Source organism: Cellulomonas citrea (assembly GCF_009829685.1).
Classification (GTDB): domain Bacteria; phylum Actinomycetota; class Actinomycetes; order Actinomycetales; family Cellulomonadaceae; genus Cellulomonas; species Cellulomonas citrea.
Genome location: NZ_VWSD01000198.1, coordinates 1 through 4,068 on the forward strand (window position 1 = coordinate 1; position 4,068 = coordinate 4,068).

At 74.4% G+C, this 4,068-nt stretch carries 5 protein-coding genes; 4 read left to right on the forward strand and 1 reads right to left on the reverse strand.

Going from position 1 to position 4,068, the window contains the following annotated elements; genetic code table 11:
• Positions 1-263: 263 nt before the first annotated feature.
• Positions 264-1,967, forward strand: coding sequence for a DUF885 domain-containing protein (locus tag F2B26_RS14810; RefSeq protein ID WP_235929701.1), 1,704 nt, complete (start codon positions 264-266; stop codon positions 1,965-1,967).
• A gap of 51 nt (positions 1,968-2,018) precedes the next feature.
• On the opposite strand, the gene F2B26_RS14815 is transcribed toward F2B26_RS14810, so the two are convergent.
• The gene (locus tag F2B26_RS14815) at positions 2,019-2,753 is read right to left on the reverse strand and encodes a vitamin K epoxide reductase family protein (RefSeq protein ID WP_438939208.1); all 735 of its coding nucleotides are present in this window, start codon (positions 2,751-2,753) and stop codon (positions 2,019-2,021) included.
• 198 nt (positions 2,754-2,951) lie between these two features.
• On the opposite strand from F2B26_RS14815, the gene F2B26_RS14820 reads away from it, so the two are divergent.
• The 3 genes from F2B26_RS14820 to F2B26_RS14830 form a co-directional block, all read left to right on the forward strand.
• Entirely contained in the window at positions 2,952-3,338 is a 387-nt protein-coding gene (locus tag F2B26_RS14820) for an ArsR/SmtB family transcription factor (protein ID WP_159810673.1), read from the forward strand.
• On the forward strand, positions 3,335-3,838 hold the full coding sequence (locus tag F2B26_RS14825) for an NADH-quinone oxidoreductase subunit B family protein (protein ID WP_159810675.1): 504 nt from the start codon (positions 3,335-3,337) through the stop codon (positions 3,836-3,838). The genes F2B26_RS14820 and F2B26_RS14825 overlap by 4 nt, the downstream gene beginning before the upstream one ends.
• The coding region (locus tag F2B26_RS14830; protein ID WP_159810677.1) for a hypothetical protein at positions 3,835-4,068 on the forward strand (234 nt) is incomplete at its 3' end. The genes F2B26_RS14825 and F2B26_RS14830, both read left to right, overlap by 4 nt.

Sequence of the window (4,068 nt, forward strand, 5' to 3'; positions counted from 1 at the left end):
GCCGCGACGACGACGGGCGGCTGGGCCGACCGGTCGAGGCTGCTGCGCGGGGCCGGGGCGCCGCGCCGCGGAGCCGATGCGTGGCGCTGGAGCCTGCACCCCTGACAGCACGGGCCGGCGGCCCTGAGCACAGGGGCCGAGCGACCCGACGCAGGACCTCATGTGCCCGCGTGCGCCGCCCCGTGGTGCGGGCACCGAGCCGCCTCGCGCCGCGGGTGCACACCGGTTCCACCGGGTCCACCAGGACGGTTAGGGTCGATCAGGTGAACGAGCAGAGCACCCGCACCCCCACCCCCGTCGACGCGGTCGCCGAGGAGTACCTCAGCACCCTGGCCGGTCTGCACCCCATCGCCGCCACGATGCTCGGCCTGCCTGGTCACGACGACCGGCTCACCGACTTCTCGCCGGACGGGCACGCCGCCCGCGCCGAGGCGACCCGGCACACCCTGGCGGCCCTGGACGGCCTGGCCGCCGTCGACGAGACCGACCGGGTGACGATCGCCGCGATGCGCCAGCTGCTGGGCCTCGACCTGGAGATGTACGAGGCCGGTGAGACCGAGGGCTCGCTCAACGTCATCGAGTCCCCGGTGCAGGGGCTACGCGACGTGTTCGACGTGACCCCGACCTCGACCGAGCAGCACTGGGCCGATGTCGCCGCCCGGCTCGCGGCGATGCCCGACGCCGTCGAGGGGTACATCGCCTCGTTGCGCGCCGCCGCCGACCGCGGGGTCGTCGCCGCCGCACGTCAGGTGGCCGTCGTCGCCGACCAGGCCGCCGAGCAGGCCGGCGAGGCGTCGTTCTTCCCTGCGTTCGTCACCGGGCAGGCTGCGAGCGCCGCGCTGACGGGCAGCGCCGGCGGCGCCCTGCGCGCGGACCTGGAGCGCGGTGCGGGCCGGGCGCAGGAGGCCTATGCCCGGCTGGAGCGCTTCCTGCGCGAGGAGCTCGCCCCACGCGCAGGGCACGTCGACGCCGTCGGGCGGGAACGGTACGAGCGCGCGTCCCGGCACTTCGTCGGGGCGACCCTCGACCTGGACGAGACCTACGCCTGGGGCGTCGAGGAGCTGGCGCGGGTGAGCGCCGAGCAGGAGGCCGTGGCCCGCGAGATCGCCGGTCCGGGGGCGAGCGTCGCCGACGCCGTCGCCGCGCTCGACGCCGACCCGGCGCGCCGTCTGGTCGGCACGGCGGCGCTGCGCGAGTGGATGCAGGCGACGGCCGACAGCGCCATCGCGGCCCTCGACGGCACGCACTTCGACATCGCACCGCAGGTGCGCCGGCTGGAGTGCATGATCGCGCCGACCCAGACCGGCGGCATCTACTACACGGGCCCGTCGGACGACTTCAGCCGCCCGGGGCGCATGTGGTGGTCAGTGCCGGCCGATGTCACGGAGTTCAACACCTGGCGCGAGCGCACGACCGTCTACCACGAGGGCGTCCCGGGCCACCACCTGCAGATCGGCACCGCCGTCGCCAACCGCGACCGGCTCAACGCCTGGCGCCGACTGGCCTGCTGGACCTCCGGCTACGGCGAGGGCTGGGCGCTGTACGCCGAGCGCCTCATGGCCGATCTGGGCTTCCTGGACGACCCGGGCGACCGGTTCGGCATGCTCGACGGGCAGCGGATGCGCGCCGCCCGCGTCGTCTTCGACCTGGGGGTGCACCTGGGGCTGCCGGCGCCGGAGCAGTACGGCGGCGGCACCTGGGACGCCGACAAGGGCTGGGCGCTGCTCGTCGACAACGTCAACATGTCGGAGTCGTTCCTGCGCTTCGAGTGGCTGCGCTACCTGGGCTGGCCCGGTCAGGCCCCGTCGTACAAGGTGGGCCAGCGCCTGTGGGAGCAGATCCGCGACGACGCCGCATCCGCCGCGACCGCCCGTGGCGAGACCTTCGACATCGCCGCCTTCCACGCCCGCGCCCTGTCGATGGGCTCGCTCCCGCTCGACGTCCTCAAGGTGGCCATGGCCGAGTGACCGCGCGTGGTGCCCGGTGCTCAGGCACCGGGCACCACGGGCGGACCGGTCTCAGCCGAGCAGGCCGGAGCCGTAGCGGACGAGGATCATCGCGGCGAGCACGACGAGGAACGCGACGGTCACGTACCAGTCGCTGCCCGAGGCGACGAAGCGGCGAGCCCCGGCGCCGAGCGGCAGGTGGCCGTCGCGCACGTTGATCCGGGTGAGGCCGGCCCAGACGAGGGTCGTCGTCGCGGTGATGAGCAGGCACCACGGGCACAGCGCGTGGATGACGAAGTACGACTGGCTGAACAGCCACAGCGCGAACACGAGACCCACGGTGTAGAGCGCCTGCGCGCCGCGCATGAACCAGCGCGGGAACCGCACGCCGCCGAGGGTGGCGACCGAGATGGTGAGCACCACCGACTCGAACAGGATGCCGAGGAAAGCGTTCGGGAAGCCGAGCAGCTGAGCCTGCCACGTGAGCGCGACCTTGCTGCAGCTCACCACCGAGGACACGTCGCAGCTGAAGGTCGACGTCGGGTCGCCGGCCAGCACCCAGGCCTCGACCGACAGGAAGAACGAGGCGTACAGCCCGATCAGACCGCTGATGAGCATCTCGACGGCGGTGCGGGACCGCCAGGCGGGGGTGGCCGGCAGCAGCAGGTCGGGGTCGGGGTCGCCGAGGTCGTCGAACCCGTCGAGGTCGTCGAGCTCGTCGGCCGCCAGCCCGTCCGGGGTCGGGTCGGACGTGTCCGGCTCGAGGTCGTCGAGCGGCTCGTCGCCGGTGGTCGGTCGCTGCGTCACCCGGTCACTCCGTCCCTGCGCTGGCGATCTGGTACGGCCATCGTCCCTCATCGGCTGGTGGGTTCCGGCATCGAAGGGTCCCGATCTGAACAGACGGCGGGGACGGGCCGGGACGTCGGTGCGAACCCGTGACCGATCTGAGGACTTGACGAAGCCTTCATGCGATAAGTTGCACACGTCGTCGACCCGGAGGCAGCCGTGCCCGTCCCGCTCTACCAGGCGAAGGCCGAGCTGTTCCGCACGCTCGGCCACCCCGCGCGCATCCGCGTCCTCGAGCTGCTGTCCGAGCGCGACCACCCCGTGCACGAGCTGCTCGAGGCCATCGACATCGAGCAGTCGAACCTGTCCCAGCAGCTGGCCGTGCTGCGCCGGGCCGGTCTGGTCGCCCAGCGGCGCGAGGGCGGTGCGGTGGTCTACGCGGTGAGCGTGCCCGGCGTCCCCGAGCTGCTGCGGATCGCCCGCCGGCTGCTCGCCGACGTGCTCGACGACCAGGGCGCCCTCAAGGCCGAGCTCGAGCGCGACAGCGCCGGCACCACCCCGACCCCCGAGCCGGCCGCCGACGCGTCCGCCGCCACCCGCGCATGAGCCTGCGGGGCCTGGGCCGCCTGATCCGTCGCACCGGCCGCATCGCCGAACCCGCGCCGCCGGCGCCCGAGGCCGCTGCGGCCGACGACGGCTTCGTCCCCCCGGCCGCGCTGCGGGGCAGCGCCGCCGTCCGGCACGTCGACGCCGGGTCGTGCAACGGCTGCGAGATCGAGCTGGCCGCCGCGTTCGGCCCGGTCTACGACGTCGAGCGGTACGGCGCGCGGCTGGTCGCGTCCCCCCGGCACGCCGACGTCGTGCTCGTCACCGGCGTCGTCACCCAGAACATGGCCCAGCCGTTGCGGCTCACGCTCGCGGCCACCCCGACCCCCCGGGTCGTCATCGGCTGCGGCGACTGCGCGCTGGGGCGCGGGCCCCTGGTCGACGGGTACGCCGTGGCCGGGGGTGCGGCCGACATCGTCCCGGTCGACCTGCAGGTGCCCGGCTGCCCGCCGACCCCCGACCAGATCGTCGCCGCGCTGCGCCGGGTGACCGGGCGATGACCGCAATGTCGGCGCACCTGCCCGGCGGGCTCGCACCGCTGCACCTGGCCGACCTGCACCTCGCGAACCTGCAGGTGGCGGCACCGCACCTCACGAACCCCACCCTGGCAGGCCTGCACCTCGCACCGGTCACCGGGCCGTGGGCGAGCCCCGTGGCCACCGCGCTCGTGGCCCAGGTGGCGCTCGCCGTGCTCACGGCGCTCGTGGCGCTCGTGCGGCCCGTCCGGCTG